The 14,496-nt window shown below is 62.0% G+C and carries 15 protein-coding genes, 1 tRNA gene and 1 pseudogene; 8 read left to right on the top strand and 9 right to left on the bottom strand.

The window, feature by feature from the left end; translation table 11 throughout:
• The first annotated feature begins 73 nt into the window (after window positions 1-73).
• Window positions 74-313: a transposase gene (locus tag P8R42_19660; protein ID MDG2306817.1), complete on the top strand. Its 240-nt coding sequence runs from the start codon at window positions 74-76 to the stop codon at window positions 311-313.
• Window positions 314-695: 382 nt separating this feature from the next.
• Here the strand turns inward: P8R42_19660 and P8R42_19655 are convergent, their stop codons facing one another.
• The 3 genes from P8R42_19655 to P8R42_19645 form a co-directional block, all read right to left on the bottom strand.
• The gene (locus tag P8R42_19655; protein ID MDG2306816.1) at window positions 696-1,775 is read right to left on the bottom strand and encodes a dihydrodipicolinate reductase; all 1,080 of its coding nucleotides are present in this window, start codon (window positions 1,773-1,775) and stop codon (window positions 696-698) included.
• 206 nt (window positions 1,776-1,981) lie between these two features.
• The gene (locus P8R42_19650) at window positions 1,982-3,556 is read right to left on the bottom strand and encodes a lytic polysaccharide monooxygenase (GenBank protein ID MDG2306815.1); all 1,575 of its coding nucleotides are present in this window, start codon (window positions 3,554-3,556) and stop codon (window positions 1,982-1,984) included.
• A gap of 298 nt (window positions 3,557-3,854) precedes the next feature.
• Window positions 3,855-5,384, bottom strand: coding sequence for a hypothetical protein (locus P8R42_19645; GenBank protein ID MDG2306814.1), 1,530 nt, complete (start codon window positions 5,382-5,384; stop codon window positions 3,855-3,857).
• 554 nt (window positions 5,385-5,938) lie between these two features.
• Here P8R42_19645 and P8R42_19640 point away from each other — a divergent pair.
• Window positions 5,939-7,168 carry a serine hydrolase gene (locus tag P8R42_19640; protein MDG2306813.1) on the top strand — a complete coding sequence of 410 codons (1,230 nt, stop codon included), beginning with the start codon at window positions 5,939-5,941 and terminating at the stop codon, window positions 7,166-7,168.
• Here the strand turns inward: P8R42_19640 and P8R42_19635 are convergent.
• Both P8R42_19635 and P8R42_19630 read right to left on the bottom strand, forming a co-directional pair.
• On the bottom strand, window positions 7,123-7,695 hold the full coding sequence (locus P8R42_19635) for a hypothetical protein (GenBank protein MDG2306812.1): 573 nt from the start codon (window positions 7,693-7,695) through the stop codon (window positions 7,123-7,125). The two genes, P8R42_19640 and P8R42_19635, sit on opposite strands and share 46 nt — an antisense overlap.
• A 94-nt stretch (window positions 7,696-7,789) precedes the next feature.
• Window positions 7,790-7,936 (bottom strand): hypothetical protein, encoded by a 147-nt coding sequence (locus P8R42_19630; GenBank protein MDG2306811.1) that lies wholly within the window; start codon window positions 7,934-7,936, stop codon window positions 7,790-7,792.
• Between the two features lie 125 nt (window positions 7,937-8,061).
• On the opposite strand from P8R42_19630, the gene P8R42_19625 reads away from it, so the two are divergent.
• Window positions 8,062-9,222, top strand: a complete 1,161-nt coding sequence (locus tag P8R42_19625) for a serine hydrolase (protein MDG2306810.1) — start codon at window positions 8,062-8,064, stop codon at window positions 9,220-9,222.
• Between the two features lie 174 nt (window positions 9,223-9,396).
• Here the strand turns inward: P8R42_19625 and P8R42_19620 are convergent, their stop codons facing one another.
• A complete protein-coding gene (locus tag P8R42_19620) occupies window positions 9,397-9,576 on the bottom strand; it encodes a sulfatase-like hydrolase/transferase (GenBank protein MDG2306809.1) in 180 nt (59 codons plus the stop codon).
• A gap of 47 nt (window positions 9,577-9,623) precedes the next feature.
• On the opposite strand from P8R42_19620, the gene P8R42_19615 reads away from it, so the two are divergent.
• Window positions 9,624-9,998 (top strand): hypothetical protein, encoded by a 375-nt coding sequence (locus P8R42_19615; GenBank protein MDG2306808.1) that lies wholly within the window; start codon window positions 9,624-9,626, stop codon window positions 9,996-9,998.
• A 569-nt stretch (window positions 9,999-10,567) separates the two neighbouring features.
• On the top strand, window positions 10,568-11,050 hold the full coding sequence (locus P8R42_19610; protein MDG2306807.1) for a GDSL-type esterase/lipase family protein: 483 nt from the start codon (window positions 10,568-10,570) through the stop codon (window positions 11,048-11,050).
• Between the two features lie 149 nt (window positions 11,051-11,199).
• Here the strand turns inward: P8R42_19610 and P8R42_19605 are convergent.
• A tRNA-Arg gene (locus P8R42_19605) sits at window positions 11,200-11,273 on the bottom strand.
• A gap of 394 nt (window positions 11,274-11,667) precedes the next feature.
• Window positions 11,668-11,901, bottom strand: a complete 234-nt coding sequence (locus tag P8R42_19600; GenBank protein ID MDG2306806.1) for a hypothetical protein — start codon at window positions 11,899-11,901, stop codon at window positions 11,668-11,670.
• 144 nt (window positions 11,902-12,045) lie between these two features.
• On the opposite strand from P8R42_19600, the gene P8R42_19595 reads away from it, so the two are divergent.
• The 3 genes from P8R42_19595 to P8R42_19585 all read left to right on the top strand — a co-directional run bounded on the left by P8R42_19595 (window position 12,046) and on the right by P8R42_19585 (window position 14,333).
• Complete coding sequence (locus P8R42_19595) at window positions 12,046-12,711, top strand: helix-turn-helix domain containing protein (protein MDG2306805.1); 666 nt, start codon at window positions 12,046-12,048, stop codon at window positions 12,709-12,711.
• Window positions 12,708-13,889 carry an SMP-30/gluconolactonase/LRE family protein gene (locus tag P8R42_19590; protein MDG2306804.1) on the top strand — a complete coding sequence of 394 codons (1,182 nt, stop codon included), beginning with the start codon at window positions 12,708-12,710 and terminating at the stop codon, window positions 13,887-13,889. Before P8R42_19595 ends, P8R42_19590 begins: the two co-directional genes overlap by 4 nt.
• 153 nt (window positions 13,890-14,042) lie before the next feature.
• Entirely contained in the window at window positions 14,043-14,333 is a 291-nt protein-coding gene (locus tag P8R42_19585) for a hypothetical protein (protein ID MDG2306803.1), read from the top strand.
• Between the two features lie 49 nt (window positions 14,334-14,382).
• Here the strand turns inward: P8R42_19585 and P8R42_19580 are convergent.
• Window positions 14,383-14,496, bottom strand: a pseudogene (locus P8R42_19580) (IS3 family transposase).

The raw sequence follows: 14,496 nt of genomic DNA, 5'->3' as shown, positions 1-14,496 counted from the left end.
GTGACAACTCCAGGATGCCTCTCCGTCTTCATCTCCCCCACCAGATAGGCTTCACCCGCGATCGGCTCCGTCGGTGGACACGACCCAACAGCTCCGCGAGGCGACCACATGGGGTGACGTCTTGAGCGAGGGGCACCTGGCGTCGGTCCTGCAGAGCTACTGCGAGTATTTCAACCGAGCTTGGCCACACCAGGGAATCGGTCAGCGGACCCCGGAGAGACTACCGGAACGCGAAGCCGTTGGCGTGACGGACTCGGTCGAAGAGATCCCCATCCTTGGCGATCTTCACCATGAGTATCGCCCTGCTGCCTAAGGCGGATGAGCGACGTAGCCAGTAGGGCCTCCCGTTCGGCCGGGTCTACCAGAAGACTTCGTGCGGGTTGCCGCAGGTGCTGGGTGTCGCGTCTCCGCGTCGCTCGCTCATCCTCCGCCGGGGATGCAGAGTAGGTCATCGGGTGCGGGTTGTCCGCAAACGGCGATCGGGGGGTCGTCCGTTCCCGACAGAATTTCTCCGCGCCATCGACGTGATCCCCTGCGTCGTAGATCAAGAGGTTCTGGTCGTCGTCTGCGTACTTCGGCGTTCCGCGATAGTTCGCATCGCCAACGTGGACGATGAGCTGGGGTGGTGGGTCGAGGGCCGCGGCGGCGCGGGGAAAAGGAAGCGTGGAAAGCGAAGGGTGCCGCCGAAGATGTGGTCATCTCGTCGATCGGCTCACGTTCGTCGAGGGGGTGTAGGGGAGGTCGAGAGTGCTCACCAGACCTGGCGGTTGGCGGCAGACCTCGGGGATCGCGTTCACCATACGAAGCGCCCCGGCTTGCACCCCGCCCATGACGTGGTCGCCGCTGGGACTCGACATTTGTGATTCGAGAACGATGTTCGGGTTCCCAGTGACGGTACAGCGATGCACCCCCTGGCGGCCCTCAGGGGCACGAGGCCAATGCGGCGCGATGTCATCGCGCAGGCGATTCACGTGCTCCGTCACCACCACTGGTCTGCCGTAGGCCATCCCCTCCACTCGGAAGTGAACCGCAGCGCAGGTATCCCTGGCCACGTGCATCATGGGCGTGTCAAAGGACTCCGGGGCATAGGCACGTTCGAACGTTTCCCGGATCTCGTCGAGTACGAGTCCCAGGCGGTCGGCAATCATCTGAACCATGGGCCCCCAACCCGCGCGCAGGATCCCGGGAATTTCCAAGGGAGCCTCGTAGCTCGCAGGCTGACCAAAGCCGAAGGCGATACCGGTGAGGCCCGGATCCTCGTAGGTAGAGTAGTTGAAGATCTCCTGCACGAGGATCTGATCGATCTGGTCGGTGACCTGAAGCGCGGCCAGTGGCAGGACGTCACCCGAGAAGCCGGGGTCGATACCGTTGACGAACAGCGTCGCCTTGCCCTCGTTGCAGGCGGCCGCCAGGGGCTCCCGAATCGCGGGGTCCGCGGCGGGCGGGTGAATCATCCATACCAGTGCGGTGGAACAGACGTTGATGCCACGGCGCAGAACACGCGACATCTCTTCCACGCTTTCGGCTGGCCGTGGCTCTCCGTTCACCATGTAGAGCACGCAGTCGGGTTGAAGGTTCAGTAGAGCGTCGATGTCGCTCGTCCCGAGGATACCCGTTTTGCCGGGCAGGCCGGCAATCTCCGCCGCGTCCTTGTTGATCTTCTCGGGACTAAAGGTGTGGAGGCCGACGAGTTCGTAGTCGGGGTGCATCAGGACATGTCGGAGGCTGTGATGGCCGATGTTTCCGGTGCCCCACTGGACGACGCGATAGCTCATGGTGGTTGGTCCTTTCCCGGTCGGTTCCTCGAGGCGCGCGGTGCGCCGATCATTTCCTTACGAAAGGAAGCCGCACGACGCGACCGTTCCGTCCTGAAATTCGGGAGCAGGTGGCCGGAAAGACCGCCGACGCCCGCCCCAGCCATGATTCTGGGGGCGGACGTCGTCGGGGCGATCTCGGGCTCAATGGCGGATTCGGCGGCCGATCACGGGGCGACCGTGACGATCTCGGTCCAGACGCCGCCGTCTTGCGGGCGATCGCCGCGCGTCCACCAGCGCGCTTCGTACACGCGGTCGTCTACCGTGGCCTGCTCTCCCCCTTGGTACGCGACGGCGTCGTTCCAGGGCCGGATCACATCCGATTGGAGATCCCATACATCCGCGGAACCCGGGATCTCGCCGCGGGTCCACCAGCGGGCGGCCCACAGAAGACCTTCGTGGCAAACCGGATCCTGCGCCGTGTAGACCGTCGCGGCATCCCACACCGGCGCTTCTGCCCCGTCGATTCCTCCGCATCCCTCGAGTGCCACCGGTGCCGGTACATCGACGAAGAAGACGTTGGCAGTCTCCTGGACCGTTTCGGCGCCCTCGAGTGAAGTGCCGTAGGTCACGACCGTATGGTGACCGGCCTGGGCCCCATCGACCACGAGGGTGATGGTCTTCGTCTCGTCGGAAATTCTGGACTCGTCACGAGCGACTGCATTTCCTGCGTGGTCGTGCAGGGTCGTCACCACGTTCAAGTCACCCACGACCGTGAGGTCGAATACGACCGTGCCTCGTCCGGCCGCCAGTTCAACCTCTTCGCCCGGAAGGTCGAGCGTGATCTGGCTCGCGAACTCCGGAGTCGCTTGCGTGATCTGCACCTCGACCCGCGTGACTCCCGACGACTCTAGCGCCTGGATCGTATTGGCGCCGAAGACGGGCAGAAACGCACCGCCCTCGGCGGGCGCGCCCGCGCGAAGATCGGACTGTTCGATATTCACCCGGGCGGCGAGGGATCGGGGCCAGGAGGCCGCGGCTCCGCCGGCCTCGGTATCAATGGTCAACGTGGTCGCCAAATCGGCCCGCTCGCCGGAGCCGTCGAAGGCACGCGTCGCCACCATGTCGCCCGGGCGAAGATCCGTGGAGGGTGCAATGGTGCCGACTTCCCGAAACGAGGGGGTCTCCGGGTCGGGCAGCATACCGGCGCCGTCTCCGAACTGGACGTCGATGACGTTATAGAAGGCGGCTGCCGTATCGCCGACGTCCCAGACTCCAAGGATGACGTGGTTCCCCACGCGTGGAGGTACCGTGCAGGCATGCTCGACGGTCATCGGCGGCCGGACCATTCCTCCATCGACGACACAGAAGGGGGTCAGGTCAAACGCATCCCGCGTAAGAGGTTGCGCCCAATCCCAATCGTCCTGTGTGATGTAGTAGCGCCAGTCTCGCGTGACATGGTTTGCGGTAAACCTCCACGAGAAGAGGTTCGGACCGCTTCGGATGTCCTGCTTGTGCCAACGTGTCGGTGTCTGAATGTCGAGAGGCGAGAACGTCGAGAGACCCGCACTAGCAATCGATCCATCCGGCGGGCCGCCGAGCGGAAACCCCTGCGCTCCTTCGACGCTTTGCGGCTCGTATTGAACGGAACCACAGTCGCGATTTACCCCGTCCTTACAGAGCAGGGCCCGCGAGGCGGGGGAAGAAAGATAGCCATGCGCAAATGCATTGGCCGGTAAAGTCACCGCGGCGGCCAAAGCAGCCGTCAGCATCATGGGTGTCCATCGCCTATTTGATTTCATACGGGTTCCTCCTTGCGGGAAAGACGGCCCGTACTGCGGGCTCGTCTCTGACGAGAGTCGACTGACAGCCCGGTTGGACGTTCTTCGCGGGGCTCTCTTCAAGAAGAAAAAGACTCTGGGATCGTGTTTCGCTCAGAAGAATTCATGTCGGAATGCATCTCGCCTTTCGGCAACGTCGCCATGTGTCGTTGGGGCGCGACACTTCGTCGCGGGAATGTCACCGTAGGGTGACATGCGGCGAAGCGCCGCGTGCGTGTGCGCCTAATGGTGACCGGCGAGAGGACGGGCGAACCTCGATTCAGAGTCGACCGGCCAGTACCGCCTGCACGGCAGAGGGCGGCGAGGACGGCTCGAACGTGTTGGCGGTGTGCGGTGGGTAGGCCATGAAGCGGCTGAAGCCCCAGAGCGCCATTCCAAGGAAGTGCTCGTCCTCGCGGACGCCCGACGCGTCGATGGCGTCGAGAGCCGCCTCTACGTACTCGACCTGCGAGAAACCCGAAAACCTGCCGTTGTAGGATTCGAACTCCTTGGTCGAAGCGGCCGCAGGAATTGCGAGTTGAAAGGGTACATTCGACGCTAGGCTGGAATTTCTCCGCGCCGCATCGAGTTCGTTCGCTACGTGCCTGCCGTAGGCGAGCGGATCACTCGCGACTCCGGCCCCTCCCGGGCCGAGATCGTACAGGGAGAGGACGAGGTAGCCATTGCCGTAACGCGTGAACATCTCGCCCAGCTGCGGAGTGATGGAGCCGGCGAAGGTGAAGACCGAGAAAAAGCGTCCGTCGGGAAAGCGCTCACTGACGCAGCCGAGGACCTCTTCGATTTCCTGGTTCTTGCCCGCAAGATTCTTTGCGATCTGATCGTAGAAGTAGGCTTGGGCGGGTACGCCTAGATCGAACGGCTCGAGATCGAGCTGGACCCCAGCGATTCGGGGATCGGCGCAAACGGTGCGTGCGAAGATGTCGGCATAGGTACGCGCCTGTTGCTCGTTCAGAGTGTGAAATTGCTTCAGATAGCCATCGCCATCGAAGCGCCCGTCAAATACCGGGATCACCAGCGCGTCATTTGCGACCCGTGCGTATGCCTGCGTCGCTTGAAATCCGCTGTTGCCGACGCTCACGAAGGAACGCGAGGGATTACCGGAGGTCGGGGGGTAGTAGTACACATGCATCTTCGAGCTCGTGCAGTCGTCGTAGCCAAGACACTCCATCTCGAGATCTCCGCCGTACGAAAACACCTGATCGAGGCCGCTTCCGTCGGCCGCTGTTTCGTTGTAGGCGCGCAAGGTATCCACCCACAGGCCGGCTTGGCCGTACGGCTGGCCGGCCGGGCCATCGAGAAAGCGTGCGTCGTAGACCCACGCACCGTTTCCTCGAGGAGGAAAATCAGACGACGGAGTCGCCGAATCATCATCGTCGGAGCCGGTATCGCTGTCATCATCCGATACCGAATCGCTGTCGCTGTCATCGTCGCTGGAAGGCGGATCCGTTTCGGCCTCGGGAACGGTATCGAGAATTTCACAGCCGCCATTGGCGGTTACCGAGACGCCGACGAAAAAGGCCGGCATCTTGATGGTTCCCCACCGATTACGAAACTCGCTGCACACCTCGCCCCCCGCGTCGGTGTGGAGATCGAACCAGAGGTGACGGTCATCCCCCCAGGCGGGGGGAATCGCGAACTGCCCGCCGGCATCGATTCGTGTCGAAGTTTTGCCTGCAGCGTCGGTGATGCGGAGTTCTCCGCTTGTTGTGTTGACGAGCGTTACCGCGGAAGCAACGACGGGCTGGAAAAAGAGAAATGTAACGGCGATCGATGAGGAGAAGCGAAACATGTCGTACCTCTTGTTGGTTTTCAGAATCGGAGCGAATCCTCCGATGGGATGAGCTGCCATCGGAGGAATTATGGGATCTCTGTCAGGTTCGTACGACAACTTTCGACCGGTGAGCACCGAAAAGATCGAGTAATCGGCACCTCGCATGGCAGCTGAGCAGAGGCCTGCCGCAGCGTGATCCTCTAGCGTTGGAACGCGGTTCTTGCGTGCAGTGGCGCGGAGTCTCTTGGACGATTGACGCTCGTGATCGGCGAGCGATCACGGAGGGATCCGATTGCCTCGGCGTTTGGGCTCAGCCGGGGAGAAGTCGACTCCGTTTGGAATCGGTTCGAAAGATCATCGATCGGGGTGTGACTGCCCCGTTGCACCGTGCCGACGGGAATCCAATCCAGATGTTGCGGCCCGTGGCACCCGCTCTCGATGGGGAACACCAGCGCTTCATCTGCTTAAGACCCATGGCACCGGGGCTCTCGGTGGATCGGAGATTGGCGATGAGCGAAAATACTCGAAAAGAATGTCGGGTCCAGGGCACCGTGGCTCCTGGATTCGAACCCGTGAAGCGTTTGTATGAGCACGAGATGCGGGGACTGGCCGAGGAGAACACCCAGCTCTGCATCTATTACCGAGGCGAGCGAGTCGTCGATCTCTGGGCGTCGGTTTGGAGTGACGGGCGATTTACGCCGGACTCCATCGTCAACGTCTTCAGCAGTGGGAAGAGCCTCGAAGCCATTGCGATGGCTTCGCTCGTGGGAAGAGGACTTCTCGACTACGAGGACAAGGTCGTCGCGCATTGGCCGGAATTTGGTGCAAATGGAAAAGGGGACATTTCTGTTGCCGAAGTCTTGCGCCACGAAGGGGGATTGGCCGCCCTCACCACGTCCCTCGACGCCGAAGATCTTCTTCCCGAAAGGCTCAAGCAGAATGCCGTCGGCGAGGTCATTGCCAGCCAGCCTCTCCGATTCCGCGCGGGCGGCGGTAGTCGACGGGAATATCACGCCGTTACCCGTGGCTGGATTCTGAATGAGATCTTCCGACGCGCAGACCCTGGTGGGCGAACGATGGGTGAGTTTCTCCGGGAAGAAATCAGCGATCCGCTTGGCGCCGATGTGATCATCGGGGTCGATTCATCCGAGCTGGGCCGAATTTCGAAGGTATCGCCTCTTGGCTTCGGGTTTGAATTTCTCGAGAGTCTGAAGCCCAAGAGCTTCGGGAGAGGCATCAAGCACGACATTTTCTCACTGCTCGGGAGGGTGATGCGATTCCTGCCCTCGCGGTTCGATTCCACGACCCGAGGCGCTCCGGCGCCCTTCCGGGGGATGAAGGAGATCGCCTTCTTCAACGAGACCGTCGTTGCGATGGGTGAAACGCCTTCGGCCGCGGCCAACTGCTCTGCGCGAGGGCTGGCCAAGATCGCCGCCATGATGTCGGGGGGTGGCAGATGGGAAGGAAGAGAATTTCTCAACGAGGGAGCGTGGGAGGCCATGCACGGGGCTCCCATCGAAGCCTCCATGGGTTTCAATCAGACCAACTTCACTCGCGGCGGTGTGAACCTGTTCCGCGAAACGAGCGGGAATGGCAAAGGTCTCGATCGGGCGTTCAACGCCGGCAGGGAAGGGTTCTACGGATGGATGGGTCTCGGTGGTTCCATCTTCCAGTGGCACCCTCGGCTGGACATCGGCTTCAGCTTCGTGCCGACTTCTCTTCATGTCCTGGACTTCTTCAATGAGCGGGGAAAGGTCTACCAGGCAGAGGCTCTGAGGTGCGTGGAGCGACTGCGTGAGTGAGGAGTTGGGCTCCCGGGCGGGCCTCGCGGCGCAAATCGGAGTTTGAGAGCAACGAGCTCGATCTCAGGCGCCACCGCGAATAGGGGAGGGCGAATCGAGGGAACCTGCACATTCATGTATGTGGCGTCGACCGTCTTTTCGCGCACCGTGACTTCGTATTCGCGTTCGGGCTGGACCAGGGAGCGCAAGCGCCCTTCGCCCAGCGACTCGCACATCGGGAAATGTTGGAGGCGTTCACTAGCCACCAGTTTGGCGAGAACCCGTTCGTAGTACGCCATCACCTCGGTACCGGAGGCCAGTGCCGCCCCGCCTCGGCCGAGAATTTCGGAATTCACTTCGTAGAAGTCAGCGGGTTGGTGCAACGAGACGTGGCCGTACGCATCGTTCCAATGGCCTCCGGCACGGGCATGCTTATCGACGAGGAAAAAGTGCGCTCGGGGGTTCCGGGTGATCATCTCGTCCGTAAAGGCCATTCCCATGGCCCCGCTGCCGATCACGAGGTAGTCGGTCTCGAGTTTCTCCACCATCGATCTTCTCTTTTGGCCAAAGCGGGGGTGACGCCGCGGTGCCAGCCTTTCGATCCGGAATGACCATAGAGTCCGGGAGGCAACAACGTGCGTTCTAGACAGTCGGCCGCCGAAAGGGCTTTTTCAGTCGTGGCTCGATTCCGACCTCGAGGACGCCGGCGGCCTGGTGGTGGGCGTCGTCGCGTCGTTGCCAGGGCGTCCGGGCCCGGCCGATGATGGGCAATTCCACTTTGGCGTGCACGCGTAGTCTCCGGTTCGTCCTCCCAGGTATAGGAGACCGAGGGGCCGGGTCGACTCCGCGTCGCTCGGTCAGGGCGCGGCGGCGGATATTTCTCCCGGGTAGGTTGCTCATGCTAGGGCCAGATCATGGCGCTGATCAGAGGGGAGTGTCGGGACGACTTTGCGAAGGTGCGCGAGGCGTTTGCCGAGAATTTTGCCGAGGGAGATCTGGGTGCATCCTGCGTTGTCATCTACCGGGGTGAGAAGGTGGTCGACCTCTGGGGTGGGCATCGCAATGTCGCCCAGACTCTTCCCTGGGAGCGCGATACCATCGTAAATGTCTGGTCGACGACCAAGATGATGGCGGCGCTTACTGTCTTGATGCTGCATGATCGCGGTAGGCTGAGCGTCGATGACGCGGTCGCTCGGTATTGGCCCGAGTTCGGCGCTGCGGGCAAGCAGGGAGTTCTCGTCCGCCACCTTCTGAGCCACACGGCGGCGGTGCCGGGATTCGCTCCCGCGATCGATGAAGAGGCGATGTACGACTGGGAGGGTTGCTGCACGAACCTCGCCGCCCAGACCCCGTGGTGGGAGCCGGGCACGGCTTCGGGGTACCACAGTTCGACACAGGGACTGCTCCTGGGGGAATTGGTGCGTCGCGTGACGGGTCGGACCCTGGGCACTTTCTTTCGCGAGGAAGTCGCCGAGAAGATTGGCGCGGATTTTCATATCGGACTCGCCGATACCGAATTTTCACGCGTCGCCGAGATGGATACCCAGGCATGTGACGCTTCGAGTAAGCCCGACCGACGCGCGCCCGATGACGTGGGGAGACGGGTCTCCGAGGGCGAGCCGCCCCACGCCTCGATGGTCAATACTGAGCGCTGGCGTCGTTTCGAGCAGCCGGCCTCGAACGGCCATGGTAACGCTCGTTCGGTGGCCCGGGTGGTCTCGTGTCTGGCGCAGTCCGGCACGATCGATGGCGCGACGCTGCTTTCGCGGCCGACCATCGAGCGCATTTTCGAGGTGCAGGCCGACGGCCGGGATCTGGTGCTCGCCCATCCGGCGCGCTTCGGGATTGGCTACGGGCTGAACTCGCCAGGGATGCCGATTGGTATCAACGATCGGACCTGCTTTTGGGCCGGATGGGGTGGTTCGATGGCAGTGGTCGATGTCGAGAACGAATTGACGGTGGCCTACGTGATGAACCTAATGAAGGACGGCCTGACGGGAGATATGCGCAGTGCCCGCGTGATCTTCGCGGCGCATGGGGCCGGCCAGGCATTGCGCGGCGAAATGTCTTTGTGAGAGACAAGCTCGTCAATTCCACCAATAGTTAGACTCGTCGCCCGGTTTCCAGGGGGTCGTGATGGTCTGATCGGCGGCGACACCCCGGCGCTCGGCGGCGTCGGCCACGGTACGGAAGAGATCGATGTGCGCTGCCGGTGTGGACTCCTCTCTTCCCGACGGCAGCCCGGCCGGCTATTTTGCGAAGAAGAATGAATGGGCCTCGCCCTCGAAGAAGATCATTTTCCAGCCCCGGTAAGGAACGTTGATCTCGGGCAGGCCGGTGTAGTGGGCACCGCCATGATCACTTGAGAAGAGGACCAGGGTATCGTCTTCCACCCCATTGTCCCGCAGCGCTTGCCGGACTTCGCCGATGCCGCGGTCAAGGGCGGGATCATAGCCGCGTATTCCCGAGTGGGGCGGTGGTCGATATGAGCCGGAGCTTCGTAGTCCTCCTGCTTGGTTTGCAGGGGTGTGTGGGGCGCGTTGTAGGCGAGGTAGAGGAAGAAAAGAAGATTGCGGTTGGCTTCGAGGACCTTCACCGCTTCGTGAGAGCGGTAGTCCGTCATGTATTGGTTGGGAGCAAAGCGGGCGCCTTTGTCCTTGCGTACAGAAAAGGGAAGGGGCGGCTATCGGAATTGATCGATCGGGTCGAAATCCTGCTTGGCATTGACTACGTTGGGGTCGTCGGGATGCAGATACATCTGCCAGCCGGGTCGGAACCCGAGGAGTTCATCAAGGCCCTGGTCGTTTGGTTTGGCGGTAGGAAACATGAAGGCCCTGTTTGCCGGCTGTAGTCGAGATGCAAGTTCCCTAGCTCTGCGGCAGAGAGCTTGGCGCTTCATTTTCGGTATTGGCCGCCGGAGGCGAACTTCAACCGCCGCCCTCGCTAAAACCCATGCCCCTGCTTCGACCACAAACCCCAAAGTACGCGGCTTAGTAGATCAGACCCTTTTTCTAAAATTCCACTAGACCACGACTGAGGGCGGGCTCATTGCAACTGCACTATTCTGAAAAGTGGTTGGCACCCGACTCGTCAAATTAGAATTGAATCCGCGAGGCACTATAACCGCAGGTCGCTGCGAGGTACTGTCGCGTCTCCTGAGAAGGGCTAGTCATGAAACGTAAGGCATGAGGATTCATGACTAGGCGGGTTTTGCTGCACTCGGTGCGGGAGTGCTGATGCTTGTTGAGGGTTTTTGCGGCTATGCGGCATCGGCACTCGGATGGTTGCTGAGCTACGCAGCGCTCGGCGGGGTGACTGGGTGGCTGGCCGTGCGCTATCCGTCCCCCATGACGCATATGTTGCGCTGGAGATTGCTGGTTCTCAGGTACAACCAGTCGCCTTGGCACCTACGCGAAATTCTTGAACCGCGCGACGACGAGCGCATCCCGGAAATCGGGCCGGGACGGGGTCTTTTTCGGGGACTCTATCGTCCAGATGCTTCAGCTCGTCTCAGGCCAGCACTTTGTTTGGTGGCAGCTCAGGGGCAGCCACGCACTGATGGGAGCGGCGGTTGCCGGTGACTTGGTGCGGCACAGCCTGGGACGGTTATGGGCCGTCGTGCCGACGGCGAAGCTTGTCGCACTCCAGATCGGCACGAACGATCACGCCTCACTCAATTCAGATCGGGTCAAGACGCTGGAGGGCATCGCGCGTGTCGTAGCCAAGGCTTCTCGCCTCGTTCCGGATGCCGTAATCCTGCTCGTCGCCATATCTCCCACGCCCGACGCCGCCCGGTACGAAAAAAACCAGCTCGCCAATTCCTTGATCGCCACACTCGCCGACGGGGGCCGCGTACGATTCGTCGATCCGACTCCGTTAGTAGACAGGACCGACCCAGAATAGACTCGCGACGGCTTGCACTTTCTCCCGGCGGGCGCTGCGCTGTGGTTCGGCGCCCTTGCCCCGATCTTGGCGGAGGTCCTTGGAGGCGAGAACGGAGCCATACAGAGTGTGGGCATTCCCGAGCCCCGGTAAGTAGCGCGAGTTTACAGTGCCCCCGGTTGGACTCGAACCAACGGCCTCAGGATTAGGAATCCTGCGCTCTATCCACCTGAGCTACGGGGGCTTTAGGTTTTTCAGTGAGTTACGGGATCGGCACCCTCGGGACCACGCGCGTCTGAGCACAAAAGGTCCACATTGCCCCGGTGTATCTTGTCCAACGCCGAAGCCATGGCACGCCGGTCTCGGTCAGACGAGATATCGCATCCGTCCAAGGCAGACCGCGTCCGGTGGCAGGTGAGCTCCATAGCGAGCTTCTCGGATACCCCAGCGCGGGCGAGATTTCGAACCGCTGAGCATCGCATGTCGTGTGGCGCGAACTCTAGCAGCCCAGCCTCCTCACGGGCACGGCTCCATGACTTCAATGGGCAGTTGATGTCGGCTACCGCCCGCGGCGTCAGGCCCGCGTGCCTCGGGAGCCAGCCTTCGCAACCGTCGGGTCGCTGAGGCGGTGCACTAATCTAATCGACGCACCCGAGCGCGCGCAGTTGGCGCTCCAGTTCGCCGTCGATCTCGAAGTCGCCGGCGGGGGATGTGGTCGCCCCGGCCCTGCTGACGCGCACGCTCGGCTCGAACAGCTTCCGAAGTGCTCGACCCAGCAGGAGATTGGTCTCGTTCTCCGTCGTGACGACCTGCGACTCGAGGGGCCGAGGCCGGCAGCAGTTGGCGGTGACCTGGAAGAGAGCCCACGCCATAAACGCCCTAGGGTGTCGGGCGACATGGTGCGCTTGAGGCGAGAAGCGGAATCCACTGCGATGTTCGGGTTCAACTTCTGCTGAACCCGAGCACGATCCGGCCACCCCTTGACATAAGTAAGCAGTTGCTTATATGTACTAAGAATGGTCAGCTTCGATATCGACGCCGCACTCAGCCGGGCCCTCGCAGAGCCCGATACGCGCCGTGCCGAGATCCTTCGGGCCGCGGAGACGCAGTTCGCCGAACGAGGCTTCGAGGGTGTCCGGGTTCGAGACGTGGCCGCCGCGGCGGGCGTCAACATCGCCACGCTTCACCTTCACTGGAAGAGCAAGGCCGTCCTCTACGAGTCCGTTTGTCGGCTGCATGCTCGGTTGCTCTTCCAATTCGCTGGCGAGAATGGGGACACGAGCCGAGGCCTGGAAGACTTCGTCGAGGATGCGATCGAGTTCCTCACCGCTCACCCCCACATCGCGTCCCTCGCCCTGCAGAGCGTTGCCGATCAAACGCCACCCGAGGTTCCGTCCCTCTTTAGTCACGATGTGTCCGCGTTTCGAGCCATAGAAGAGATGGCCCGCGAGAAGTTCGGAGGGACGGCGACCGAGTTGGAGCCGATGCTCGTGGTGCTCTCGGTCTTCTACTTCACTTCCGTCCTGTTCTGTGACTCGCCCCTTCAACGAGCACTGCTCGGGGGCTCCGTTTACGACGACCAAGAGGTGCAACAGCGAATCGGTCGGTTTGTGAAAGTGATGGTCGCGCAGCTGATGGGAGCCCCGAATGCAGACTCGGCTCCGGAGAGGATAAAGAGATGATTGAGGTTGATGAACTCGAAACCCAACACCAACGTGCGCTTGCGGCGGCTGAACGTGCGCCGATGAATGAGCGCTACACTGGTCGAGCGCGGAGTGCTCTCTTCGCACCCTTGGCCCTCGCGCTTCTCCTCTCCGCCTGCGCCCCCTCCCAGTTCGCACCGGTGGCTTGGGAGCCAACGCCTTCGAGCGTCGCCGAGAACGTTCAGGGGTTCGGTCCCCTCAAGCTGCTTCCCACGCTGGACGGCCACGGCCCGGAGACCATCGTTGTTGGACCAGATGACTGGCTCTATACGGGCGTCAAGGACGGTCGTATCCTGCGCTTCCGTCCCGATGGGGTTGAGATGGAGGTGTTTGCCAATACCGGGGGCCGCGCGAATGGCCTGGCGTTCGACGGCGACGGGAATCTCATCGTTGCGGACTCCTACCGCGGCCTTCTCTCCATCGACCCGCACGGAACGGTGCAGGTTCTAGCGACCGAAGCGGAGGACCAGCCTTTCGTGTTTCCCGACGGGCTCGACATCGAGGCGAATGGGACGATCTGGTTCACCGATGCCACTTCAAGATACCCGGATGGAGAGTTCCACTACGAGATCCTCGAGGGACAAAGGACGGGCCGGCTCATTTCGTACGATCCAGCAACGAGAACGATCGAAGTACGTGCGAGCATGCTGCGCTTCCCCAACGGCGTCGCCTTGGGTCCCGGCGACGAGTACATCCTGGTCAACGAGATGCTCGCATATCGCACTCTCCGGCACTGGATTCGCGGCTCGAAGGCTGGAACGACCGAGGTCTTCGTCGATGGGTACTCGGGCCTGCCCGATGACATTCGCCTGGCGGACGATGGTCTCTTCTGGGTCGCCTTCGCCGGATACAGAATTTCGCTCCTCGATTGGATACAGCCATACCCCCGGATCAAGAGCGCCCTCGCGCATGGCCTGGGCTGGGCCGTTCCCGACACCGACAGCCCAATGATCTTGAATCCCGCCTTCGCGATCGCGATTGACGCCCAAGGAGAGGTCGTCCACCGCTTACGCGACGAGTCACACACGTTCCTCGGGTCCACCAGCGTCCTTGAGTTCCGCGACAAGCTCTTCATCGGAAGCATCTCGATGAACGCAGTAGCGGTCGCGCCTCGCCCCGCGCGACACGCAGCGGGGCGGGGCGGGGGGGCAGCATGACCCGAGTAAAGGTCCTGGTCCTTTGGACTTCCCCGACAGGTGTTTCCCCTTTGTGCCGGCCAAAAGGGCCGAAATGCTTGCCACGCGCATCCTAAATTATCAAATCTGCCCGTGCCCTATCCAAATCTGCTTGCTGACCGCTATGCTGACCGTATGACCAAGCAGGACGCATACCGGGCAAAGTTCGAGGCGAAAATCGAAGAGCAGCAGGCCAAGCTCGCGCAGCTCAAGGCGAAAGCCAAGGGCGGGGCGGCCGATGCTCAGATCGAGGCTCACGAGCAGGCAGAGAAACTCGAAGCGATGATCGCCGAAATGAAGGGCAAGCTCGCCGAGCTGGCCGATGCAGGCGAAGACGCATGGGAGGAGCTCGGTGCCGGGCTCGAGCGAGCGTGGGGAGAGATGTCCTCGGCCGTGGAAGGCGTCCTGAAGAAGTTCCGCGGCTGACTCCTGTTTTGGGCGTCGAGGAGGGCCGCAAGGTCGTCTCGACCGCCACCTCGTCGACGCCTGCCTTCGCTCGCGCCAGATCCAGCGTCTCGGTCACGTCCGACGCCTTCATCGTCGTGCCGAGCGTCCACGCCAGGATGTAGCGCGAGTAATCGTCGAGCAC

Source organism: Candidatus Binatia bacterium (assembly GCA_029243485.1).
Lineage (GTDB): Bacteria > Desulfobacterota > Binatia > UBA12015 > UBA12015 > VGTG01.
The sequence above is the reverse complement of the archived record's forward strand: the minus strand, read 5'-3'. Positions and strand labels throughout refer to the sequence as shown.

Coding starts and splice junctions, on each gene's coding strand:
- P8R42_19655 (MDG2306816.1), bottom strand. CDS start 1,775: ATGAGCTATCGCGTCGTCCAGTGGGGCACCGGAAACATCGGCCATCAC.
- P8R42_19650 (MDG2306815.1), bottom strand. CDS start 3,556: ATGAAATCAAATAGGCGATGGACACCCATGATGCTGACGGCTGCTTTG.
- P8R42_19645 (MDG2306814.1), bottom strand. CDS start 5,384: ATGTTTCGCTTCTCCTCATCGATCGCCGTTACATTTCTCTTTTTCCAG.
- P8R42_19635 (MDG2306812.1), bottom strand. CDS start 7,695: ATGGTGGAGAAACTCGAGACCGACTACCTCGTGATCGGCAGCGGGGCC.
- P8R42_19625 (MDG2306810.1), top strand. CDS start 8,062: ATGGCGCTGATCAGAGGGGAGTGTCGGGACGACTTTGCGAAGGTGCGC.
- P8R42_19600 (MDG2306806.1), bottom strand. CDS start 11,901: ATGGCGTGGGCTCTCTTCCAGGTCACCGCCAACTGCTGCCGGCCTCGG.
- P8R42_19595 (MDG2306805.1), top strand. CDS start 12,046: ATGGTCAGCTTCGATATCGACGCCGCACTCAGCCGGGCCCTCGCAGAG.
- P8R42_19590 (MDG2306804.1), top strand. CDS start 12,708: ATGATTGAGGTTGATGAACTCGAAACCCAACACCAACGTGCGCTTGCG.
- P8R42_19585 (MDG2306803.1), top strand. CDS start 14,043: ATGACCAAGCAGGACGCATACCGGGCAAAGTTCGAGGCGAAAATCGAA.